This window comes from Aquimarina aggregata, from assembly GCF_001632745.1.
GTDB classification, from domain to species: Bacteria; Bacteroidota; Bacteroidia; order Flavobacteriales; family Flavobacteriaceae; genus Aquimarina; species Aquimarina aggregata.
In genome coordinates this window covers 424998-447841 of the sequence record NZ_LQRT01000002.1, presented here as the reverse complement: position 1 = coordinate 447841, position 22844 = coordinate 424998, and the positions used below count along the sequence as shown (strand labels likewise).

Sequence of the window (22844 nt, the reverse complement as noted above, 5' to 3'; positions counted from 1 at the left end):
AAGTAAGAAACTTGTTAAGATTTAAGAGGTGAATTTAGTCATACTTAGGCACAAGTAAAAAACAAAACAATGTCATAAAGTTATTGTTAAGAAAGAATATAGAACTGAAACTTTTAATTGTTTAATTATACTTTCTCTTTTTTAACGTTCTGTCATATTATAATTATGAGCAAATCTTATGGCTTTTACTCCAATATATCAAGACAATAACTTCTATACTCTATTATAATATATATGCAAAAAAGCTTCGAAAAATGATTTCGAAGCTTTTTATTTTTAAACATAGTTGTGACAAACACAAATTATTTAGACTAAATGGGATGTGATAAGTATTTTATCTACTATCCCAAAGAATCTATCATTTATTTTTTTGAAAATCTTAATACATTTTTATTCTGATTTTCTAAAATAGTAACAAAATAAATTCCGGATGTAAGGCTTGAAACATCTATCATCCTCTCTGAAGTATCTACAGATTTTGTTTTGAAATTAACTATTTTACCCGAAATATCTAATATAGATATACGTGCTTGTTTAGAAACACCTGTCAACTTCATCACATCCTTAACCGGATTAGGGTATAATATTGCACTAGTATTAAAAACTGCATCGTCATTACTTAATTTTTCAGGCTGATAGGTAATCACCAATTGCGGAACAGTAGCTGCGTTATTTTCTTTTGAAGCTAATGCAAAATCATTTCCTCCTGTAGTATTAAGTACAAGAGATATAGTGTTTCCTGAAATAGCATTTGCTTGAAGAGTTACAGTTTCGGTAGCACCAATGTTATATGATTTATTTAATGATCCTAACAAAGTTCCCAATGCAGGTTTATTAGCATTAGACAAGTTATTTTCATTCCAATTATTAGAAGTTCCTAAATTAACATTTAGGTTTCCACTTCCTGCATCACCTGCTACTGTAAATTTTAATTTCGCATCTGTAATAGCACCTTTAATACCCGAAATATCAAACATAAGATACCCTACTCTTTTACCATTTTCGATTCTTACAATATTACTATTATAATTAGTAGCACCTTGCAGATATGCATCTTGTACAGGAGATAAAACAGTTGTTTCAGGATTTACCGTTCCTCCTGAAGTTGTACCTGTAATTGTTACCAATTCGGTAGAACCTGGCGATGATCCGCTACAAAGTGCTCGAAATACTAGATCGTAAGATGTATTAGCTTGTAAATTGCTCATTGTAATTTCTGTACTACCTGCTGGTGCTGCAGCAAAACCAAGACCACCAGTGTTGATATCCCCATTAAACCCTCCTTTAGGAAAAGCTCTTAGTTCAAAAGTTCTAGTATCATTAGCCGCATTATCAAAAGAAAGTTTTACTGTAGTATTCGTAACATTAGATACCACTAAACCTGAAGGGGCTACACTACAATCTGCTGTTGATGTATCTTCTACAAGAGATAACAAAATTTTAAATCGATAGTTTCTAGTAAGTGTCGTTATGGTATTTAGACCACCTGTTGGAGCAGTTCCTTCAGAAATATTACCAGAATTACTTGAATCCGGACCACCAGAATACCAAATCTGATCGGCTGGTGCATTACTATCAAAAGGAATAACAGACCCGATGTTTCCACCAGCACCATTAGCATTAGCATCAAGAAAACCAGATGCAATGGTTTCTCCGTTAGCAAGTGTTATTTCTTTCGTAGTTCCTGTGGCAAATGCAAATGAATTTTCTCCTGTATTATATGCATTCGAAGTACGAGCTGTTCCCGCTGCAAGCACAGTAAAATTGTTATCACCATTTACTTTGACAACAAAAGGAGTAACAGGATCACCTTTTCTTCCGGCATGAAATACAAATTTTTCAATTTTTAAAGTTTGTGATGCTCCTGTAGTATTGGTATATGTATCCGTTTCATTAATCACCATATTAGATTTCCAACCATCCAAAGTAGCATTCGTATTAGTAGGGTTACCAATAACAATATCTCCATCCGGTCCAGGAGGTGTAACAACATTTCCATCAGTTTTAGCAATAATTTGTGTATCTGAACCTCCAATTGGACGGATATCTGCTACTACCGAATAGTTCCCAGCGGGAAGAGATTGACCTATTGTAGCCACATACTTATTTTTACCAAATCCTTCTAAAGCATTTATTTTTTTTCTAAATACTTCTCTACCATTAGCATCATTTAAATGGATAACTAAGTCACGATCAAGATTAGCCTTATATTCATATACAATAGTAATTTTTTTAGTTGCTACATTTACAGAAGGATTTCCTACCCATTTTATATCTTCTTTAAAGATGGCAGGTTTTGTAGGTCTATTTGAACCATTTTGAAATTCAGGTTCAAAAATTGGAATTAATCTATAAGATCGAATCCAATCATAGTAAGATGTATTAATAGCATTATTGGCCAATTGCGCATCATTAGGGTATGGCTTTGCCCAATTGTAAGTCTCTGTCACCATATTTATTCCCATTGGTTCTGTAAAAGGAGAATCTACTACATCTCTTCTGATATTAACTGAACCGGCAAAATTATCATCAACATAAAAATCTACTTCTTTATCATTTTTCCAATAGCAACCATAAGTATGAAAATCTTCCCAAGATTCACTGCCGACAAGGTCAGCGTTCGCTTGTTGCCCATTTCCTTCTACCGCATTATTACCTGCAGAGTAAAATTTTTCAGGATCTCCATTACAATTCACATAACGATAATGAGTATTAAAATTCATCTGAGTTCTAAATTTAGAACCTCCATTAAATCTACCACCTATGCTTTCACAAATATCTAACTCCTGGCTCCATTTATCTTTGGCACAATCACCACTGAGTTTAGTAGGTCCAATAATATTTTTTTTGGGATTTGACATCCAAAAAGTAGTCGACATTGATATTCGAGACGCTTTAAATTTACATTCATAATAACCAAAGTAAGCTGTTTTTTCTAGTGATTGCACAGCTCCTCCGCCAATAGTATAAGGCCCATCGCGTCTGGGTAACTTTTTATTTCTTATTTGCATGTTTCCATTTCTTAATGAAATGGTAGAAGGGTCAAATTTTGCAGGAGCACGACCTTTCCAACCCTTAAAAGAGTCTCTCCATTTAGAACGATCAAGTTCGGTACCATTAAATTCATCAGAATATTGATCCCATAATACCCAACGGAAACCTTCTTTAGGTGTGGGAGGTTGTGCAAATGACATAGCCGTCATAAACAAAAATAAAAATGCGATTAAGTTTTTCATAGTGTTAGTGTAAGTTTAAGAGTTAGTGTGTTAAAAATTAAAAAACAATGTGCTTGTCAAACATTATTTAATAGGGTGAAGTTCTGTTTATTGTATACTTATTAGGGTACTATTTATTTCAAAGAAATAATTATAAAGTATGCAGAGAATACTAAATCTTCAATAGTACAACAACCTCACTATCATATTTCCTTTAGAAATTACCACTTTTTTCATTAAAAAAATTAACGTACTGATAATAAATGCGTTAAATTTTTTAAAGAAATAGAATTCTTTATTAATCTTATATCTATCATTTTTTATTCATAACCTCTTTTTAACATTAAAGTAATAGATAAAAGAAATAATTAAGAACAGGTAACAATAACCTGACAATAAGTTAATTATGGATTAAAACATCATATATTAAATTTGTAGGATAAGCTATTCTATGAAAAAGCGTACTGTAGAACTTGTTGTTATTTCAGATGTCCATCTGGGAACATATGGCTGCCAAGCCAAAGAACTTCTAAATTATCTAAATAGTATTAAACCCAAAACATTAATTTTAAATGGTGATATTATTGATATTTGGCAATTTCGAAAACGATATTTTCCAAAATCACATTTAAAAATTATAAAAAAAATTATCGCATTTGCATCAAAAGGAACTGAAGTTATTTATATAACTGGTAATCATGATGAGATGTTACGCAAGTTTAGCGATACTCAAATAGGAGATTTTAAACTAGTAGATAAACTTGTGATAGAATTAGATGGTAAAAAAGCATGGTTTTTTCATGGTGACATATTTGATGCGTCAATTCAAAATGCAAAATGGCTTGCAAAACTTGGCGGTTGGGGCTATGATCTCCTTATTATGCTTAATCAATTGATCAATTGGTTTTTAATACGACTGGGTAAAGAAAAGTTTTCACTTTCAAAAAAAATCAAGAATAGCGTTAAAAAAGCAGTCAAATATATTAATGATTTTGAAGATGTCGCGGCTGAGTTAGCGGTTCAAAACAAATACAGTTATGTTGTTTGTGGGCACATCCATCAACCGCAAATGAGAGAATATACCAATAAAAATGGTTCTTGTCTTTATTTAAACTCTGGTGATTGGATAGAAAACCTTACCGCTTTAGAGTATGATGAGGAAGAGTGGAAATTAGTACACTATGAGAATAAACAAATGGAAGCTTTTGCTGAACAAAATGAGGAATTCGAAATGAATATTGATCTGGAAGGGCTACAAACTTCTTTTATGACAAATCAACTATTAAAACCTTTAAAAAGATCATAACTAAACACAAATACTTCACACCTTATTTAACCAAAACACCAATAACATGCGAATCACAAATAAAGTACTGATCTTTATATCACTGATCTTACTATTTTCTTGTCAATATATTGACGATCACACAGGAAATCCTATTTCTGTACCTCCACAATTGGTACTAGAAGAAAACATACAATACCAATTACCTTTTACGATACTATCCGCTATTGAAAATGATATTGAGATCAGAAATGGAGGTTATGGTTCGGCTGCTACGGCACATCCAAGAAATAAAGGAGAGTTTTATGCGATAACTGATAGAGGGCCAAATACAGACTTTTTAGATGGTAAAAAGTTTCCAGTATCCAGCTATACTCCTAGAATTGGTTTATTCGCTATAACTGCAAAAGCAGAAATCATATTGAAAAAAGAAATCCTTCTAAAAGATCCGGTAGGCACCCCAATTTCTGGTATTCCTAATCCTGAAGGAAAAGGTGCCACCGGTGAAATTCCTTATGATATTAATGGTAATCAATTACCTTTTGATGATTTTGGTCTTGATTCTGAAGGTTTAGTTGCCTTGCGTGACGGAACATTTTGGGTATCCGATGAGTATGGACCTCATATCGTTCACTATTCTGCAGAAGGCATTGAATTAGAGCGTATTTCTCCAATTGGTGTAAATGAAGGAAACGGCGGAAGAAAACTTCCTGCTGTTTTTGCAAAAAGAAGACCAAACCGTGGTATGGAAGGTCTTGCTATTACTCCAAATGAAAAAACACTAGTTGGGATAATGCAATCTACACTGTATAATCCTACACGAATACGAACCGATCTTACTCGTATCATAACTTTTGACCTAGAAACCGGTGAAACTAAACAATATCTATATCGACAAGAAAAAAGCAACCTTTCAAATTCAGAAATTGTGGCGCTATCAAGTTCTGAGTTTTTGGTAGTTGAACGTGACGGCAAGTTTTCTGGAGAAGGACCAGTACAAAAGCATATTTATAAAATCAATATTTCTAATGCAACAGATGTAACCGGAAATGATATTAATGCTGAGTTTGGTTTACTTATCAATACTAAAACACTAGAAGAATCTACTTGGGCCGAAATAGGAAACACTGGTATTAGGCATGTAACAAAGACTTTAGTTGCAGATATTGTAGAAAAAACAGGATATCCTCATGATAAACTTGAGGGTATTTGGTTGATTGATGAACATACGTTAGGTTGTATTAATGATGACGATTTTTCTGTTACCGACGTAAATAATGACGGTATTATAGAACAAAAGATACTACCAAATACAGATCAAAAAATTGATGCAGGTTCATTATACATGATTAAAGCTAATTTTTAGTTCGACAATTTCTTTACACCACATGTCAAAATGGGATATAACGCTATATGTTATATCCCATTACTTTTGAATCGTAATATGTATCTTTGAGACCAATACAAAAAAACTTAATAACATGCTGGGTTTAAAATTAGCAACAGACCCTCGTTGGGCAAAAATTGCAGAATCAAATATTGAAGAAATATTAACTGACCATGCATGGTGCGAACAAAAAGCGGCTACAAATGCAATTACTATAATTACTATGAATTCTGAGCATACAGATTTGGTAACTGATCTTATTGTTTTGGCACAAGAAGAATTACAACATTTTCAAATGGTTCATAATATCATTAAAGAAAGAGGGTATACACTGGGTCGAGAACGAAAGGACAGCTATGTAAATGAGCTTTTTAAATATAAGGTAAGCGGTGGTGATGGTAGCCGTGTTCAAGGTTTGGTGAGACGCTTATTATTCTCTGCTATGATCGAAGCAAGAAGTTGTGAGCGATTCAAACTTCTTTCTGAAAAAATAAAAGATCCCGAATTATCTAAGTTTTATCATGAACTTATGATTAGTGAAGCTGGACATTACACTACATTTATTGGTTTTGCCCGCAAATACGGAAAAGATGTAGATGTCGATAAACAATGGGAAGATTTACTGCAGTTTGAAGGTGAACTCATACAAAGATATGGTACCTCTGAAACCATTCATGGATAATTAAGACTGCTCTTTTAAAGCTTTTCTTAAAATACTAACAGGATGTAATGCCTCTCTTTTTGTACCGTCTTTTATTTGATGTCTACAACTTGTACCCACTGCTGCAATAACAATATCCTTTGCCGTTTTTCGAATTGTCGGAAATAAGGTCTGCTCCCCTATTTGCATACTTATGTCATAATGTTCTTTTTCGTATCCAAAAGAACCTGCCATACCACAACATCCCGATGGAATAATAGTAACTGTAAAATTCTTTGGAAGATTTAGATATGCAAATGTTGTTTGAATATTTGATAGTGCTTTTTGGTGACAATGCCCATGTAATTTTATTCGTATAGTATCTTCTATAAATTGATCTGCATTTATATTTCTATTTGCAATTTCTGTATTCAAAAATTCGTCAATTAAAAATGTATGATCACTTAACTCTTTGGCAAACTCTACATTATCCGCTAACCTAGGATACTCGTCTCTTAATGTCAAAATTGCAGAAGGTTCAAGACCGATCAATGGTGTTTCCTTGGATAAAAGACCATTAAACGCTTTTATATTTTTGTTTGCAATTTTTTTAGCTTGACTTAATAGTCCTTTAGAAATAAAAGCTCGACCACTTTCATCATGATTAATGAGCTTCACTTCATAATTTAGTTTGGTTAGTAGTTCTATTGCATCAATACCTATTGAAGCATCAAGATGATTGGTAAACTCATCAATAAAAAAATAAACCTTTTTGATAGGGTTTTTAGGTGTTATTTTTTTAAGATTAGTTTTACACCAAAAGCGAAGTGATTGTTTACTAAGCAATGGTAAATCACGTTCTTTAGCAATACCTAAAGATGATTTTATAACGCCCGAAGTTACTTTGTTTTTAAAAATAAAATTAGTCAACCCTGGAGTTAATCTCCCCAAATGATTTAATTTATTATTGTACGCAAAGAGCTTAGTTCGTAGAGAAATACCATTTTCTTTTTGGTACTGATATTCAAATTCTGCTTTGAGCGTTGCAATATCAACATTTGATGGGCATTCACTAGAACAACCTTTACAACTTAGGCATAAATCAAATACTTCTTTGAGCTCTTTACTATTAAATTTATTGGTTTCATTTCCATTGGTTAAAAATTCGCGTAATGCGTTTGCTCTTCCTCTGGTTGTATCTTTTTCGTTTTTTGTTGCTCTATAACTTGGACACATTGTTCCTCCAGCTTCCACAGATTTGCGACAATCACCACTGCCATTACATTTTTCTGCAGCCCGTAAAATCCCTAACGAGTCTGTGAAATCTAGAATTGTATTAATCTCCGGTTCTTCTCTATCAATATCATATCTAAGTTTTTGATCCATAGCATAGGCATCTACAATCTTACCTGGATTAAATATATAATTGGGATCAAAAACTTTCTTTATTGTTTCGATGATCTTATAATTCTTATCCCCAATCATAAACGGAATGTATCCAGCTCTTACAATACCATCCCCATGTTCACCACTCATAGAGCCATCATACTTTTTAACTAAAGTAGCTACATCATCGGTTATCTTCTTGAACAAAACCACGTCTTCGCTTTTTTTCAAATCTAAGATTGGTCGTAAATGTAATTCGCCTGCTCCTGCATGCGCATAATAAACGGCTTCTTGATCATGCTTTTTCATTACATCGGTAAATTCTGAAATGTAATTTGCTAAATCTGGTATTGCAACCGCAGTATCCTCTATACAAGCGACAGCCTTTTTATCGCCAACAATATTTCCTAAAAGCCCTAACCCAGCTTTACGTAGCTCTAGTGCCTTGTTAATTTCTGATCCTCTCAAAATAGCGTTGGCATAGCTTAATCCTGAATCTTTTAATGTATCTAACAGTGCATTTTTTTTATGCTCTAAGTTATGTTCATCATTTGCCTTTAATTCTAACATTAAAATGGCTTCTGGATCATCAACAATAAAAAATCTATTTTTTAGCTGTTCAATATTATTCTTAGTGCAATCAAGAATAGTTTTATCCATCATTTCACAAGTAAATAACTCATGTTGCATGACTGGTTCAACTGTTTTCAGACAATCGTTAATACTATTAAAATGAGCAGCTATCATTAGAGTTCGTTCAGGAGGCAATTCATCTAGTTGTAACGTAATTTTGGTTGTAAAAGCCAATGTACCTTCACTTCCCGATAGAAGTTTACACATATTAAACTTTGTATTTTCTTCAGAAAAAACTTCAGAATTAATAAGCTCATCTATTGCATACCCCGTATTTCGACGATGAATCTCTGGTTTGGGAAAATTGGCCTTTATTTGTTCTTGTACTTCTTTTGTAGATAGTTCTGCATATAGTTTATCGTAAATTTTTCCCTCTAAAGTTTCTAATTTGGTTTTTTGTTCAAATTCTTTTTTGGTTATTTCAGAAAAAACAACATCATTACCATCAGACAATATAGTGTGCATTTCTAATACCTTATCCCGAGTTACACCATATTGAATAGAAGTAGTACCACTACTATTATTACCCACCATTCCTCCTATCATGCAACGATTAGAAGTAGAAGTATTTGGTCCAAAAAACAATCCGTGGACTTTTAAAGCCCTATTAAGGTCATCACGTATTACTCCAGGCTCTACGGTTACAGTTTTTTTCTCTGAATCTATAGCTAATATATTAGTGAAATGCTTAGAAACATCAACCACTATACCATCTCCAACACATTGACCTGCTAATGAAGTCCCAGCAGTTCTGGGTATCAATCCTATTTTGTTTTGGTTGGCAAAGGCAATTAAAGTTTTTATATCGTTAGTAGATCTAGGAAATGCCACCGCCATGGGTGTTCTACGATAAACAGACGCATCGGTAGCGTACAATGCCTTCGATAAATTGTCAAATTTAATTTCGCCTACTAAATCATCACTCAATGACTTAAGTGCATTGCTATCTATCATATTTCTCTTTCTTTAACATAGTATCTAATGACACTGGTCTTTTAAAATTAGTATCAAAACATATAAAACTATCAGTTCCTGCCACACCGTCAATTTGATGAACCTGCTCATATAAAATCTCTCGTAAATGTTGATTGTCATATGCAAAAATAAGGATGAAAATTGCATAATTACCCGATACATAATTACATTCTAAAATTTCAGGAATTTCATTTAACCCTTGAACAACTTGTTCTGCATATCTAGCTTCTCTAAGACGAATACCAACATAAGATTTGGTTCTAAAACCAATTTTCTTTTCATTAACTACAAATTCAGCTTGCTCAATAACTCCACGTTGCCTCAGTTTTTTAATTCTTTGATGTACTAAAGAATTAGAAATTTTAAGTTCTTCTGCAATTTGTGAAAACGGTTTTCTTGCATCTTTGCGTATTTGTAATAATATCTGTTGGTCTATATAATCAAAGTGATCCATAAGTATTGAGAATTTTGTGTATCAATCCTAATATTTATTTTTTTAACTAAAAATAAAACTAAATTGACATTAATTTGGGTGTTTATAAATTAAATAACAATTTAATTTTAGTAATTATAGTCAAAACTAATAATTTTGTTTTAAATAAAAACACAACTAAAATGAATTCTACTATTTTTTTTGAAGAATTATGGAAACAATACACTTCAAAAACTCCATCTGCTAAAAAAGTAAAATCATTATTTGAAGCAAAGGGTAATACTATTGTTAATGATCATATTGCTATTCGTACATTTAATGACCCAAGAGTATCAATAGATGTTTTAGCCAAACCTTTTATTGCTATGGGCTATGTATCTAAAGGTGAATATTACTTTGAAGCTAAAAAACTGTATGCACAACATTTTGAACATACAACAGATACTAATGCTCCTAAGATTTTTATAAGTCAATTACTGCTGGAAGAATTCTCTGATGAGTTACAAAATACAGTTCAAACTATTTTAGATACAGTAGATAAAGATATATTCTTACAAGAAGATCTTATTTTAAAAGGCAAAGTGTGGTCTCAGCTTTCTTTTTCTACATATAAGAAGTTATTACAAGAATCAGAATATGCTGCATGGATGTATGTTAATGGATTTTGTTCGAATCATTTTACTGTAGATGTAAATAAACTAGAGACTTTTAATACTCTTATTGAAGTTAATGATTTTCTGAAAGAAAATGGTTTTAAAATGAATTCTTCTGGAGGAGAAATAAAAGGAGATGCCACAGTATTCTTAGAGCAATCTAGTATTTTAGCTGATGTTATTAAGGTAGAATTTAACGAAGGAATTCAAGAAATAACCTCTTGTTATTATGAGTTTGCTTTTCGTCATAAACAGCTTAACGGAGAACTATTTACTGGGTTTATAGCGGGGTCTGCTGACAAAATTTTTGAAAGCACAGATATGGAACTTCAAGGGAAGTAGTTAATCGAAATTAACAAAAGTTTAAGATTACTACTTACAGAATAGAAGAATTGTGACGTTATATTCGAAAACTGAATATAAAAACCTATTTACAATGACGAAACGTTTTTTAATTATTGCGGCTTTTTTATTAGGTGCAATACCAACAATCCAGTCTCAAGAAATATCAAAAAATGCCCTAGGACTTAGACTTGGAGATAATGATGGATTTGGAGCTGAAGTTTCCTATCAAAGAGGACTAAGTGGAAATAATAGATTAGAGTTTGATTTGGGATGGAGAGATTTTGATTTTGCAAATGCTATAAAATTTACAGGACTTTACCATTGGGTTTTTAATCTAGATAAAGGATTTAACTGGTACGTTGGTCCTGGTGGTGGAGTTGGAATAGTAGATTATGATAATGATTTTCCTGGAGATGATAGTAGTGACAGTTTCTTTTTCATTGCCGGAGATATTGGTATAGAATATAATTTTGATATCCCATTACTGCTTTCTCTTGATCTACGACCAGAAATTGGTTTTGGAGACTTTAATGATGATTTAGATTTGGATATTGCCCTAGGTATTCGTTACCAATTTTAAGTATCAAAATACAAACACATAATATTTTAGAAATCGTTCCTAAGATATTGCTAATGCGCTTTCGTATAATGCAATATATTTAGGAACGATTTCATTTACATCAAACTTTTGCGCTTCTGCATACGCTCTTTGTTTAAATTGTTCCAATACTACATCATCTTTTAGGATTTTTATTGCATTTTTAGACATGTCCTGTATATCTCCAACATTACTTAAATACCCCGAAACCCCATGATTATTAACCTCAGGAATTCCACCAGCATTACTTGATATTACAGGTACTTTATTTACCATAGCTTCTAGAGCCGCTAACCCGAAACTCTCTCTTTCTGACGGTAATAAAAACAAATCAGAAAAACATAATATTTTATCTATTTCATTACTATTACCTAAAAAGATCACTTTGTCTTTAATCCCTAATTCTTTGCATTTTTGCTCTGCAGGTTTGCGCTCAGGACCATCTCCTACCATTAGCAACTTAGCAGGCATCTCTTTTTGTATATTATAAAATACATCTACAATATCTGTAATACGCTTTACTGCTCTAAAGTTACTTATATGGGTTACGATTCTTTCTTCTGGTAAAGCCATTACATCTCTTTGACAATCTGTAAAGCTTGTTTTTTGATGTGTTAAATCTATAAAATTGGGGACTACTTTAATTTCATTAGTAATATCAAACAAACGTAAAGTATCATCTTTTAGATTCTGAGAAACAGATGTTACTATATCACTATTATTTATACTAAAAGTTACCGCAGTTTTATAAAATGGATGATTACCTACTAAAGTGATATCTGTACCATGTAGCGTTGTCACCATAGGAACATATATACCTTCTTCTTCTAACATTTTTTTTGCCATATATCCGGCATACGCATGGGGAATTGCATAATGCACATGAAGAACATCTATTTCATATTTTTTAATAGTATCAACTAACTTACTAGACAAAGCTAATTCATAAGGTTGATAATGAAAAAGTGGATAGGTAGGTACATTAACCTCATGAAAATGAATATTAGGGTTTAATAATTCTAACCGAACGGGTTGCTTATATGTTATAAAATGAACTTCATGGTTTAATTTGGCAAGGGCAATTCCTAATTCGGTGGCCACAACTCCACTACCTCCAAAAGTAGGATAACAAACTATAGCAATTTTCATGTATTATCTTTGATTTTTTCCTTTTAGTTAGACGAAACTCATTAGCAAACATTTCTTAATTTATGCTCAATTAATACTTTTAAGAGTTTCTTTCACTACATTTTCTTTTGGGACAAGGTACAAGAAAAATAGTATAGCATTTTGTTAAAGTAGTTGTAAAAAAGCACTTTGTTTTAGAATAGTATTTTGAGAATAAACAATAAAGATTAAAAACACATAAAAGATAAAAGCAATTTTCATTTTCATAATGATTAGTTTATGAAAAACCGCATCAAACAACATCCCAAAATCTAAATAAAAAAAGCAGATCATAAGCCGGATTCTGTTTCCTCGTCGAAACGAATATCCTTATCATTTATCTAGACTAACAATTACTTATTAGCTCAAACCGTCTACCCTCCAACGTTGGGCGCGCAACCCTTAAAGCTGGTTTACATGACGTTGCACCGCATAGAGTTTACCTGGTTTCACTACAGCATTACCTGTACATACTTTCTGCTGCACTTGTCCTATCTCGAGTAATCAAGATGACGGGAGTTACCCGCTATGCTACGCTATGGTGTCCGGACTTTCCTCTTTATATTTTACATAAAGCGATAAGGTGATCTGCTTTTTGCAAAAGTATTACAATTCTAAATTTAGAACTATTTTTTTGCTGTTAATAACTAAATATAAAAAGCGAATACTATAATTTATTATTTCTCTGCAATTTTTAACTTTGCAGTAATGGAGCATTTCATAGTATCAGCACGTAAATACAGACCTCAAACATTTAAAGATGTTGTGGGGCAACAAGCTATTACAAATACATTGCTGAATGCTATTGAAAATAATCACCTAGCACAGGCGCTTCTTTTTACTGGACCACGTGGAGTTGGAAAAACATCTTGTGCCAGAATATTGGCAAAAACCATTAATCAAGATGGAAACGAAGATCCTGATGAGGATTTTGCTTTTAATATTTTTGAATTGGATGCTGCGTCTAACAATTCTGTTGATGATATAAGAAGTCTAATTGATCAGGTACGTATTCCTCCTCAGGTAGGAAAATATAAAGTATATATTATTGATGAGGTGCATATGCTATCACAAGCAGCTTTTAATGCTTTTTTAAAAACATTAGAAGAACCGCCTAAACATGCAATCTTTATATTAGCAACAACCGAGAAGCATAAAATAATACCAACCATCTTATCGCGCTGTCAAATATTTGATTTTAAACGAATAACTGTTACAGACGCTAAAAATCATTTAATCGAGGTCGCCAAACAAGAAGGAATAACTGCAGATGAGGATGCTCTTCAAATTATTGCTCAGAAAGCTGATGGTGCCATGAGAGACGCTTTATCTATTTTTGATAGAGTAGTGAGCTTTAGTGGAAAAAACTTAACGCGACAAGCTGTAACTGAAAACCTAAATGTATTAGATTATGAAACTTATTTCAAAACTACTGATCTAATACTACAAAACAACATTCCTCAATTACTTATTGAGTTTAACGAAATTTTGTCTCTAGGTTTTGATGGACATCATTTTATCGCAGGACTAGCTTCACACTTTAGAGATTTATTAGTTTGTAAAAATCCTGCTACCGTTACACTCTTAGAAGTTGGAGAACAAACAAAAGCAAAGTATCTAACGCAATCTCAAAATGCATCACATCAATTTCTGGTGCAAGGTATAACATTGGCAAATGATTGTGATTTAAAGTATAAAACCAGTCGCAACCAACGACTGCTTGTTGAGCTTTGCCTTATGCAGCTTGCCTCTATCCTACTTCCGGATGGAGAAAAAAAAAATGACAAACCTTACATAATTCCTCCTTCATATTTTAAAGAAAAAGGAATAACTGCTGTCAAAATTTCTTCTGAAGTAAAAGAAAAAGCATTAGAACAGAAAAAAGAAGTTATACAAGAACAACATATTGTTCAAGAAAGTAATGTTGATACACCGACAGCCCCCGCGTCAACAAATCAAGAAGTAATAACAGCCACAAATACTGAAGTCAAAAAACTGGAGACGATAGCAAAAAAAGTTAATATCCTTCAACGTGAGCGCAAGACTTCTGGATTGTCACTAAGCAGTATCAAAAGAAAAAAAGAGCATCAAGAAAATAAAGAAGAAAAAGTAATTGATCCTACAAACCTTCCAAAAGAAGGGTTTACTGAAGAAAAAATGCAAGAAGGATGGGCAGAATATGGTAAAATGCAAGACAAAAAAGGAGAACGTATTATTGGTTCTATGTTTGCCATGAATATTCCAACATTAAACGGAATGGAAATTTGTTTAGAATTACCAAACCAATCTATGAAAGTTGATTTGGAAGCTGCACAATCCGGATTGCTTCAGTATCTATATAAAAAACTAAATAATTATAGCATTACTTTAAAAATTACAGTGAACGAAGAAGCTTCTAAGAAATATGCTTTTACACCACAAGATAAGTATGAAAAGTTAAGAGAGAAAAACCCTCTTATAGATAAACTGCGTAGCGATTTTGATTTAGACATCTAAATTACAGTTTCTCATATTATCATTATTCACTTACTATTTTATTATAGATATACTACTTATAAATGCCAAAATTGCGTTTATTTAAAATTAACTGACTGTTATGGTAAAAACACACAAACGTTACCAATACTACCGTAACTCATTAAAACAAAATGCTTTACGTAAAATTTTAATCAAAAAATTAAGTATCTTAGAATAATAATAACCTATACCACTATTATTATGAAAAAAATATTTTTAATCCTCATGGGAGTAAGCTTTTTTTCTTTGGCTTGCGTCGATAAAAAAGCTGAAGAGGAAAAGAAAAAGGCAGCTGAAGCAGAATTAAATAAACAAGTAGAAGCTGTTGAACAAGAAATTGATAAAGATTTTGAATCCCTTGAAAAAGAAGCGAAAGAAATCGATGATGCTTTAAATGAACTAGACAATCTATAAAATCAAAATCATGAAAATCTTAAAGTATTTATATATAGCCGTGTTGATGATAGGCTTTATCGGGACTGCCCATGCACAAAAACCAAAAGAAGTTGCCAAGCAACGTAAAGAGACCATCAAGCAACAGAAAAAAGAAATGAAGGTCAAGCGTACCGAAATGAAGGAGAAGAAAGAACAAATAAAAGCTAAAAAAACTGAAATAAAAGAAGCCAAAAAAGAGCTTAAAGCAGAAAAGAATGCCATTTTAGGAGAGCACAAAGAAAAAATGAAAGGGATGACTCCCGAAGAAAAAAAGGCTTATCTAAAGGAAAACCCAGATCTAAAACAAAAATTAAGTGCTTTTAAAGAATCAGCAAAAGAAAAAAGAGAAGAGATTAAAGCAAAAAGAATTGAATTCAAAAATGAAAAAGTCAATGCGGTTCAAAATAGAATAGAAAACAAAAAAGAAAGGTTAACCTTTCTAGAAGAGCGAAATAGCAAAGGAACAGATAAAATCGAAAAAACAAAAAACCGATTACTATCACAAAAGGAAGCAGGAGAAATTACAGAAGAAGAATACTCAGAAAAAATGGCCAAATTGACAAAAATTGAAGAAAAATTAAAAAAACACGAGAGCAGGGTTAGCAAAGTAAAATCTGGTATTACCAAAGGAGAAGAAAAATTATTAAAGCTCGATTCTAAAAAAGAAAATAATAATTGATTTACTTATTTAGTAGCATAAGTTATCTATAACTTACCAGACGAATCTATTGATACTGTCGTTTTAATATTTTAACTGGGTAGATTTATTTAACAGTACTTATATCGAGAGTTAACATTAGTTTTAGTTAATTTTACATTGTAATTCAAATAGTAAAAAATGCTCGGTTTAAAACTTCCTACAGACCCACGATGGGTGAATATCGTCGAAAAGAACATTGAAGAAATACTAACCGACCACGCCTATTGTGAGCAAAAGGCAACGTCGACCGCAATATCACTAATTGTAAGCTTTCCAGAATACACCGAATTGGTACAAGAAATGACTAAGCTAGTAAAAGAAGAGATTAGTCATTTTAAAATGGTACATGATAAAATCATCGATCGCGGTTGGATACTTGGGCGAGATCGAAAAGATGAATATGTTTTACAATTGGTTACTTTTTTCCCGAAGGGAGGAAGTAGAACTACGCAACTCGTGCATCGATTACTTTATGCTGCTCTTATTGAAGCAAGAAGCTGTGAGCGCTTTAAGTTATTGTCTGAAGAGTTAGAAGATAAAGAACTTGCCGATTTTTACCGAAGTTTAATGGTTAGTGAAGCCAATCATTATACTATGTTTTTAAACTTTGCCAGACAATATGGTGAACGTCAAGAAGTAGATAAAAAGTGGGAAGAACTACTGGTCTATGAGGCAGAAATCATGAAAGGGTTAAGTAAAAATGAAACCATACATGGATAAGAAAAACACCAAATTATGTACATAATTTGGTGTTTTTAGTTTTACTATAATTTATAGCGGAATAAAAGCTGAAACCTTATAGAATTCATCTGATGTACCTGCGTCAGTATTGAGAGTGGCTCCTGCAGAAATTCTAAATGCAATTCCTTTATCAAATTTTAATTTAACAGAGCCTCCTAACCATTGATATACTAACAAGGGATCTGCATCTTCTTGCCGTGTAATTCCAAATGATTCATAAAAAGCTCCCAAAACAATTCGCTTGTTTACATTTATTCCCGGAGCCATCCAATTCAGTAAATAATCTTTGGTAATGATATCATCATCTTCTCTAATTGACTTGTAATAGGCAATGTAACCTTCAAAGTCTAGTAATCCTTTCTGATAATTAATATAGAGACTTGGCACAACACCTTCTGCTATTTTAGTTCCTGTACTATTTGAAGAAAATTTACCACTTGTAATACCAAAAGATGGATTTACATATAATGAATTATTTAAGAATTTAAACCCTAAACCTACTGAAGTTTCTAATAACAAATCACTCCCTGACTGTAAGTTTCCAAAAGCTGGGTTTGTCCAAAAAATAGTATAAAATGTTATATCATAGTTTTTATTGGTTTCAAAATTACCAAAGAAAATTGGATAAAACCCTGCAACACTATTATGGATAATTTTTGTTGCAAAAGTTGCTTTATTTTCTTCTTCGGTTTCTTGTGCATTTAAGCTACATAGCGTAAGTATGCTTATTAAAATTAGTATTATATACTTTTTCATAATTAAAATTCTATTTGTAAAAATTGTTTGATTAACGTGACTATTTCATTGTGTTTATCTTCTAAATGAAGATGATGACCTCCATCAATCCAATGGACTTCACGATGCTTAAACTCATTGAGTCTTTCATTGAACATTCCATCAGAAAAGAGTCCTTGATTTCCCAAAATTATTAATGTTTCACATGTGATTTCTCGAATAAACAGTTGTGCTTGTACCTCTGTCATTCTATAACATTCTGGTAGTACAATTCGTGGATCATAACGCCAACGATATCCTTTAGGTGTCTTATATAAAGACCGTTCTGTAAGGCACGATGATGACTCATATGAAATTGCTCCTATACTTGTACTCATTCTATCATGTACCGCTTCTTCTTTTGTAGTAAACTGGTGTTCATTAGAAGAAGAAAAACCATATAACTTGGTTTTTTTTGCCATTTTTAACTGCTTTATAGATCTTTTAAAGTTTGAAACAATATTCTCTTGTTCTACTACAAAAGGAGCTCCTAACCCGTCAATAAAAATTAGTTTATCTATTAGGTTAGGCATCGATCCTGCAACTATAGAAGCGATGCCTGTCCCCATAGAATGTGCCAGAATGGTAAACTTTTTCCATCCAAGTATTTCGGTTATATTAATAATATCTCGAGCGTAATCCCACAAATAATATGCGCTGTTCACAGATCTATGATCAGATAAGCCATGGCCCGCTAAATCAATGGCAACCAAATACAAATCAGAAGAAAGTAATGGCCCCAATTTATCAAAGGTGTTAGCGTTATCTAACCAACCATGAATTGCTAATACTGGAGTGCCACTAATATCCCCCCAGGTTTTAGCTTTTAGTCTAAGACCCTCTATATCAAATATTAACTCCATGATTATGTATGTGCTATTTGTGTATTATTAGTAGCAACAGTTTTTAATGCTTGGTCTTTTAGTGCAATAACATTAAATTTACCATTAGGTGTTTTTGGAATTGTTTGGATAATATTCACATACTCTGGAACCTTATACACTTCTAAGTTCTTTGCACATGCAGTTATAATATCGTTTTCTGATATAGATTGTCCTTCATTTAGCACTACGAATGCAAACAATGCTTCTCCATAATCTAAATGTGGAACTCCAGTGACCACAACTGCATTAACTTCTGGTATATTTCCAATATAATCCTCTACTTCTTTAGGGCTTACTTTAATACCTCTTGAGTTAATCATATGATCCATTCTACCCTTAAAATAAAGGTATCCATCAATATCAAATGAGCAAAAATCCCCAGTATACAATACTTTTTCATTTGGATATGCTCCTTGCTTAAGTTTTTCAGCGGTTTTTTCGGGTTTATTCCAATATCCTTGCATAACTGTTGCACCACGTATAACTAGCTGTCCTATCGTATTTGGCGCGATTATCTTATCGTTGTTTTCATCGACCAACCATAATTCAGTATTTGGTATTGCAATACCAATACTATCTGGTTTTAGATCAATATCTTCTGGAGGTAAGTACGTACACCTTTTGCATTCTGTAAGACCATACATCGAGAATATCTGTGCTTTCAGAAAAGAAATTTTTATCATTTCTATATTACTTCTTGTAAGAGCTGCTCCTGTATTTGTAACCAACCTTATACTTGATAAATCTAATTGGTATTTTTTGTTTTGCTCATGCAATAACATTACCATTGTTGGTACTGCTGGCAGTATTGTAATCTTCTCTTTTACTATTTTCTTTAAGAGAAATATAGGCCATGTTGATTCTGTTTCTAGTACCAATGTAGCTCCTCTAGAAATACTCATTATCATTTGATATAAACCATAGTCAAATGACAAAGGCAATGCACACAATACTTTATCTTCTTTTTGATATCCCAAATACGCATTTAGTGAATTTGTAGCCGTAATCATATTTTGATGTGATAACATAACTCCCTTAGGTTCTCCTGTCGAACCAGAAGTATAAATAATTGCAGCTAAGTCAATACTTATCAAGTCTGATTTTCTTAAAGTTTGACCATTTGTTTTTAACACATCATAATAATCCTCAAACAACGCTTCTATAAGTTCGTTTGATTTGTGCGGAACAATAACTTTTTTAAGTCCTGATGAGAGAAATATCTTTTTATTTTTAAGTGAAATTTCATTATTTGTTACTAATACACTTGCTCCAGAATCTTTTAAAATATATTCTATCTTATTTGATTTAAGCTCTACTCCTACAGGAATTACAATTGCTCCTACTTTTAAAATTGCCCAAAACGATATTATTGTTTCAATTGTATTTCCTAATAGTACTACAACCCTATCTCCTCTACTAATCTCTAAATTTTGTAAATAGGCTGCTAATTCATTAGATCGATGTTCTATGTCAGAAAATGTATATGTTTCTCCCGCAGTTTGAACAGCTATACTTTTAGGGTATAGACGTACAGTCTCTGCCAAGAAATTTTGCATTTTTGGTATCATTTTTTAATATTTTTAAATTGATTATTTAACCTCTATGTATATCTCAATAGTTATCGTCAAAATGATGATAACTATTGAGACCATATGTATGAAGAATAAAAGCTTCTAAGATCATTATCTGTTTGTTGTACAGATAAAAAACAGAAGTTATTATGTATTTAATACTGGGATTTTAATGTTCATTTCAGAAAGTACGTACTCAAAAATGGTTTGTAATGTATTAAAATGCCTAGCTTCTATGGTATCGGCATTTACCTCAAAACCAACGATATTATCTTCTAAGTATGTTAGAAAAAACATTGATGAAAGTGAATCTATTCCTAAATCATTTTTAAGATGCGCATCTAATAAGATTTGTTCTTTTGTAATATTTGGAATACTATCTAGTAATCCTTCTTTTATAATATCTAAAATTTTATTTGTATCCATTTTGTAATTAGTTAAGGATTAATTCATTTTTTTTAAAATCAACCATTATTTGTTTATTAATGATATCGTCCGTAGAGTCTTTTGATCTAATCAAATAGGATTCTCCTTGATATAATAATATTTCTGCAGGGTACCCATGACTATGAAAAAGCCCTGGTGAAGATGTAGGTCCATACGCCCCAGATAATTTAACTAATAAGATATCTAATACATTAATTTCTTTAAGTTGGATATTTCGACCAATTATATCATCAGGACTACAAAGAGGTCCAGATACTTGGTACTTATGTTCTTGTGCAGTAGGTAGTGCTGATATGTTTTCCATAGGAAAATTTCTTTTGACCACTCTTCCTGAACCAGCCGCGGCAGAATGACAATTTGTTCCGCCATCGGTTACGGCAAAAATTTTGCCATGATTTGTCTTCATATTATTCACCTGAACAGCCATACATCCTGATGTTCCTATGATGAGCCTTCCAGATTCCATAATAATCCTTGTTTCTGGATATTTCTTATTAAAATTTGTAAAAAGAGGTACCATAAGGTTTCTAAATTCTTGAGTATCTAATTCTTCCTGATTTTGGAAATATGGTACTCCCATTCCTCCTCCTACATCAACCATCGTAAATTTGCAATTATATTTTCGAACTATAGTCTCATATAACTCTAAAATATACTTAGTGTTTTCATACACTGATTTCGCTTCAAGAATGTTTGTACCATTGTATACATGAATTCCTCTTACATTAATATTTGGTGTGTCTAAATACACCTGAAAATTTTCTATAGCATGTTGTTCTTCAATACCAAAATGAGTAGGTCGTCCTCCCATTTTCCAAGGCGAACCTTCTGCAGAAAAGTCTGGATTGATTCGTATCGCTACATTAGCTATAATATCCATTTCTTTTGCAAATGCTGATACTCTCTTTAATTCTATCTCAGATTCAATTACAATAGCAAAAATATTGAGTTCGATTGCTTTTTTAAGTTCATAATCTTTTTTACATGGTCCTAGATATACTATATCTTCTGGTGTAGAGCCAGCCTTAAGAGCAATTTCCATTTCTGTTATAGAACATACTTCGGTACAAGCTCCATTCGACCTTAACAATTTTACTAAAGATACATTTGGGTTTACTTTTAAAGCATAAAACACATCAACACATTCAGGTAAAGCATTGACTAAGTTCTTATAATTTTGTACTAGTTTCTCTCCATCATAAATATAAGATGGTGTGCCAAATTTTTGCACAGCAGATAATATCTCTGAATTATTTTTATTCATTTTTATTAATAATTATTTGCAACCAAATCATTTTTGGGTGCATAAGGGAAGTGCTTTATTACATTATATAAATAAGCACATCTCTGGGGTTATAGGTTTTAATTTAATTTGTCTGTGGTTTTCTTGTTTGAAAAGAAATATGAATTCTATTTATCAGAATTAAACATATCATACTCAATTAACCAGGCTCCATTTTCTTTTTTCCAAAGAATAACATAAGAACCTTCAAAAATTGGTGATTTGTTTGTATTCACGTATCCCAACATATGACACCTTTGAAATGCTACATCCATTTCTCCAAAAAATTGCAGTTCATCTTGAAAGAATTCTACACGATCAACTGATTTTACGCTTAAAGAAAATTCTTTCTCAATCTCTGCTCTACCTAGTCTAGGCTTGGTTCCTGGTTTCATAAATACAGCTCCTGTAGTAGTGTATTCTTCAGAAATTCCTTTGGGATCTTTGTTTACCCATTTAGATTCAAAACGACGATCTGCAATGTCAATCAATTTTGCTTCTTTTAAAAGATCTTTATCAGTTATAGACTTATTACCATAGTAGCTTACTACAGAGTCCTTATAACTAATTTGCGGGTTTTTAGAGTTATTACTTGTGACAAATGACAATAGCAAACATGCTATTGCACAAACAACGAGTAATGGTAATACTTTTTTTAAACTAATTGCCTTCATTTCTTGTGTGAGTTATGAGTTAATAATAATTATTTGTGAAACTCGAAATTATAGTAGGCACCTAATTTTTGATATAAATTTTCTAACATAAAGTCTAGTTTA

At 32.2% G+C, this 22844-nt stretch carries 19 protein-coding genes and 1 other RNA gene; 9 read left to right on the top strand and 11 right to left on the bottom strand.

Going from position 1 to position 22844, the window contains the following annotated elements; translation table 11 throughout:
- Positions 1-362: 362 nt before the first annotated feature.
- Positions 363-3236 carry a T9SS type A sorting domain-containing protein gene (locus AWE51_RS03700; RefSeq protein WP_066309639.1) on the bottom strand — a complete coding sequence of 958 codons (2874 nt, stop codon included), beginning with the start codon at positions 3234-3236 and terminating at the stop codon, positions 363-365.
- A 430-nt stretch (positions 3237-3666) separates the two neighbouring features.
- Between AWE51_RS03700 and AWE51_RS03695 the strand changes: the two genes are divergently transcribed.
- The 3 genes from AWE51_RS03695 to miaE (AWE51_RS03685) all read left to right on the top strand — a co-directional run bounded on the left by AWE51_RS03695 (position 3667) and on the right by miaE (AWE51_RS03685) (position 6569).
- Complete coding sequence (locus AWE51_RS03695; RefSeq protein ID WP_066309636.1) at positions 3667-4521, top strand: UDP-2,3-diacylglucosamine diphosphatase; 855 nt, start codon at positions 3667-3669, stop codon at positions 4519-4521.
- A gap of 46 nt (positions 4522-4567) precedes the next feature.
- Positions 4568-5866 carry an esterase-like activity of phytase family protein gene (locus AWE51_RS03690; protein ID WP_066309634.1) on the top strand — a complete coding sequence of 433 codons (1299 nt, stop codon included), beginning with the start codon at positions 4568-4570 and terminating at the stop codon, positions 5864-5866.
- Between the two features lie 115 nt (positions 5867-5981).
- The gene (gene miaE / locus AWE51_RS03685) at positions 5982-6569 is read left to right on the top strand and encodes a tRNA-(ms[2]io[6]A)-hydroxylase (protein WP_066309633.1); all 588 of its coding nucleotides are present in this window, start codon (positions 5982-5984) and stop codon (positions 6567-6569) included.
- Here the strand turns inward: miaE (AWE51_RS03685) and AWE51_RS03680 are convergent, their stop codons facing one another.
- Both AWE51_RS03680 and AWE51_RS03675 read right to left on the bottom strand, forming a co-directional pair.
- Complete coding sequence (locus tag AWE51_RS03680; protein ID WP_066309631.1) at positions 6570-9500, bottom strand: FAD-binding and (Fe-S)-binding domain-containing protein; 2931 nt, start codon at positions 9498-9500, stop codon at positions 6570-6572.
- Positions 9490-9975: an Lrp/AsnC family transcriptional regulator gene (locus AWE51_RS03675; protein WP_066309628.1), complete on the bottom strand. Its 486-nt coding sequence runs from the start codon at positions 9973-9975 to the stop codon at positions 9490-9492. Before AWE51_RS03675 ends, AWE51_RS03680 begins: the two co-directional genes overlap by 11 nt.
- Positions 9976-10136: 161 nt before the next feature.
- On the opposite strand from AWE51_RS03675, the gene AWE51_RS03670 reads away from it, so the two are divergent.
- Complete coding sequence (locus AWE51_RS03670; RefSeq protein WP_066310958.1) at positions 10137-10949, top strand: DUF1338 domain-containing protein; 813 nt, start codon at positions 10137-10139, stop codon at positions 10947-10949.
- Between the two features lie 94 nt (positions 10950-11043).
- A complete protein-coding gene (locus tag AWE51_RS03665; protein ID WP_066309627.1) occupies positions 11044-11532 on the top strand; it encodes a hypothetical protein in 489 nt (162 codons plus the stop codon).
- Between the two features lie 39 nt (positions 11533-11571).
- Here AWE51_RS03665 and bshA read toward each other — a convergent pair whose 3' ends face one another.
- Together bshA and rnpB are read right to left on the bottom strand one after the other, a co-directional pair.
- On the bottom strand, positions 11572-12699 hold the full coding sequence (gene bshA / locus AWE51_RS03660) for an N-acetyl-alpha-D-glucosaminyl L-malate synthase BshA (RefSeq protein WP_066309625.1): 1128 nt from the start codon (positions 12697-12699) through the stop codon (positions 11572-11574).
- Positions 12700-12995: 296 nt separating this feature from the next.
- Positions 12996-13312, bottom strand: an RNA gene (gene rnpB, locus AWE51_RS03655) — RNase P RNA component class A.
- A gap of 113 nt (positions 13313-13425) precedes the next feature.
- Between rnpB and AWE51_RS03650 the strand changes: the two genes are divergently transcribed.
- The 4 genes from AWE51_RS03650 to miaE (AWE51_RS03635) all read left to right on the top strand — a co-directional run bounded on the left by AWE51_RS03650 (position 13426) and on the right by miaE (AWE51_RS03635) (position 17089).
- Entirely contained in the window at positions 13426-15213 is a 1788-nt protein-coding gene (locus tag AWE51_RS03650) for a DNA polymerase III subunit gamma/tau (protein WP_066309623.1), read from the top strand.
- 222 nt (positions 15214-15435) lie between these two features.
- Positions 15436-15648 carry a hypothetical protein gene (locus AWE51_RS03645; RefSeq protein WP_118501442.1) on the top strand — a complete coding sequence of 71 codons (213 nt, stop codon included), beginning with the start codon at positions 15436-15438 and terminating at the stop codon, positions 15646-15648.
- Between the two features lie 10 nt (positions 15649-15658).
- Positions 15659-16348 carry a hypothetical protein gene (locus tag AWE51_RS03640; RefSeq protein ID WP_157766009.1) on the top strand — a complete coding sequence of 230 codons (690 nt, stop codon included), beginning with the start codon at positions 15659-15661 and terminating at the stop codon, positions 16346-16348.
- Between the two features lie 159 nt (positions 16349-16507).
- On the top strand, positions 16508-17089 hold the full coding sequence (gene miaE / locus AWE51_RS03635) for a tRNA-(ms[2]io[6]A)-hydroxylase (RefSeq protein WP_066309616.1): 582 nt from the start codon (positions 16508-16510) through the stop codon (positions 17087-17089).
- A 51-nt stretch (positions 17090-17140) separates the two neighbouring features.
- Here miaE (AWE51_RS03635) and AWE51_RS03630 read toward each other — a convergent pair whose 3' ends face one another.
- The 6 genes from AWE51_RS03630 to AWE51_RS03605 form a co-directional block, all read right to left on the bottom strand.
- A complete protein-coding gene (locus AWE51_RS03630; RefSeq protein WP_066309614.1) occupies positions 17141-17866 on the bottom strand; it encodes a DUF6733 family protein in 726 nt (241 codons plus the stop codon).
- 2 nt (positions 17867-17868) lie between these two features.
- Positions 17869-18747: an alpha/beta fold hydrolase gene (locus AWE51_RS03625; protein ID WP_066309612.1), complete on the bottom strand. Its 879-nt coding sequence runs from the start codon at positions 18745-18747 to the stop codon at positions 17869-17871.
- A 2-nt stretch (positions 18748-18749) separates the two neighbouring features.
- Positions 18750-20336 (bottom strand): class I adenylate-forming enzyme family protein, encoded by a 1587-nt coding sequence (locus tag AWE51_RS03620; RefSeq protein WP_066309602.1) that lies wholly within the window; start codon positions 20334-20336, stop codon positions 18750-18752.
- A gap of 150 nt (positions 20337-20486) precedes the next feature.
- Complete coding sequence (locus AWE51_RS26845) at positions 20487-20765, bottom strand: phosphopantetheine-binding protein (protein ID WP_066309599.1); 279 nt, start codon at positions 20763-20765, stop codon at positions 20487-20489.
- Positions 20766-20772: 7 nt separating this feature from the next.
- A complete protein-coding gene (locus tag AWE51_RS03610; protein ID WP_066309596.1) occupies positions 20773-22050 on the bottom strand; it encodes a type III PLP-dependent enzyme domain-containing protein in 1278 nt (425 codons plus the stop codon).
- 146 nt (positions 22051-22196) lie between these two features.
- The gene (locus AWE51_RS03605; RefSeq protein WP_066309590.1) at positions 22197-22742 is read right to left on the bottom strand and encodes a YybH family protein; all 546 of its coding nucleotides are present in this window, start codon (positions 22740-22742) and stop codon (positions 22197-22199) included.
- Between the last annotated feature and the right edge of the window lie 102 nt (positions 22743-22844).

Bases quoted from the DNA above. Each gene is read 5' to 3' on its own strand.
- AWE51_RS03695 (WP_066309636.1), top strand. From the start codon at position 3,667: ATGAAAAAGCGTACTGTAGAACTTGTTGTTATTTCAGATGTCCATCTG.
- AWE51_RS03645 (WP_118501442.1), top strand. From the start codon at position 15,436: ATGAAAAAAATATTTTTAATCCTCATGGGAGTAAGCTTTTTTTCTTTG.
- AWE51_RS03700 (WP_066309639.1), bottom strand. From the start codon at position 3,236: ATGAAAAACTTAATCGCATTTTTATTTTTGTTTATGACGGCTATGTCA.
- AWE51_RS03665 (WP_066309627.1), top strand. From the start codon at position 11,044: ATGACGAAACGTTTTTTAATTATTGCGGCTTTTTTATTAGGTGCAATA.
- AWE51_RS03610 (WP_066309596.1), bottom strand. From the start codon at position 22,050: ATGAATAAAAATAATTCAGAGATATTATCTGCTGTGCAAAAATTTGGC.
- AWE51_RS03650 (WP_066309623.1), top strand. From the start codon at position 13,426: ATGGAGCATTTCATAGTATCAGCACGTAAATACAGACCTCAAACATTT.
- AWE51_RS03625 (WP_066309612.1), bottom strand. From the start codon at position 18,747: ATGGAGTTAATATTTGATATAGAGGGTCTTAGACTAAAAGCTAAAACC.
- AWE51_RS03690 (WP_066309634.1), top strand. From the start codon at position 4,568: ATGCGAATCACAAATAAAGTACTGATCTTTATATCACTGATCTTACTA.
- AWE51_RS03670 (WP_066310958.1), top strand. From the start codon at position 10,137: ATGAATTCTACTATTTTTTTTGAAGAATTATGGAAACAATACACTTCA.
- miaE (WP_066309633.1), top strand. From the start codon at position 5,982: ATGCTGGGTTTAAAATTAGCAACAGACCCTCGTTGGGCAAAAATTGCA.
- AWE51_RS03630 (WP_066309614.1), bottom strand. From the start codon at position 17,866: ATGAAAAAGTATATAATACTAATTTTAATAAGCATACTTACGCTATGT.
- AWE51_RS03675 (WP_066309628.1), bottom strand. From the start codon at position 9,975: ATGGATCACTTTGATTATATAGACCAACAGATATTATTACAAATACGC.
- AWE51_RS26845 (WP_066309599.1), bottom strand. From the start codon at position 20,765: ATGGATACAAATAAAATTTTAGATATTATAAAAGAAGGATTACTAGAT.
- miaE (WP_066309616.1), top strand. From the start codon at position 16,508: ATGCTCGGTTTAAAACTTCCTACAGACCCACGATGGGTGAATATCGTC.
- AWE51_RS03640 (WP_157766009.1), top strand. From the start codon at position 15,659: ATGAAAATCTTAAAGTATTTATATATAGCCGTGTTGATGATAGGCTTT.
- bshA (WP_066309625.1), bottom strand. From the start codon at position 12,699: ATGAAAATTGCTATAGTTTGTTATCCTACTTTTGGAGGTAGTGGAGTT.
- AWE51_RS03680 (WP_066309631.1), bottom strand. From the start codon at position 9,500: ATGATAGATAGCAATGCACTTAAGTCATTGAGTGATGATTTAGTAGGC.
- AWE51_RS03620 (WP_066309602.1), bottom strand. From the start codon at position 20,336: ATGATACCAAAAATGCAAAATTTCTTGGCAGAGACTGTACGTCTATAC.
- AWE51_RS03605 (WP_066309590.1), bottom strand. From the start codon at position 22,742: ATGAAGGCAATTAGTTTAAAAAAAGTATTACCATTACTCGTTGTTTGT.